The organism is Pseudoalteromonas fuliginea (assembly GCF_000690055.1).
In the GTDB taxonomy this organism is placed as follows: Bacteria; Pseudomonadota; Gammaproteobacteria; order Enterobacterales; family Alteromonadaceae; genus Pseudoalteromonas; species Pseudoalteromonas fuliginea.
Map to the genome: position 1 here is coordinate 1 of NZ_JJNZ01000279.1, position 317 is coordinate 317.

Annotated in this window: 1 rRNA gene; it reads left to right on the plus strand. The window is 33.1% G+C overall.

From position 1 onward, the window contains the following. Window positions 1–246: 246 nt before the first annotated feature. Window positions 247–317, plus strand: a 16S ribosomal RNA gene (locus DC53_RS00050); the annotation flags it as partial.

Consider the following 317-nt stretch of genomic DNA (forward strand, 5'->3'; position numbering starts at 1 on the left):
TTCGTACAATCCCTTCACTTCATTAAGGAAGTATCAATTCCCTTTTTACAATAAAAAAGAGAAAAGTAAACAGACTAAGAAGAAACTGAAAAAAACTTTTGACAAGTTGAGGAAAACAAATAGAATCCTCCTGCTTTGAACAGAAGAAAGAGTTCATTAAAATAAACAGTATATTAGAAAAAAGAAACCAATTTCTTGCTAGGAAAAAAACTAAAAATCAACAAGTCCTAATTTATTAGGCATTACGTTAAAAAGAGTTTGATCCTAGCTCAGGATGAACGCTAGCGGTGCGCCTAACACATGCAAGTCGAGCGGTA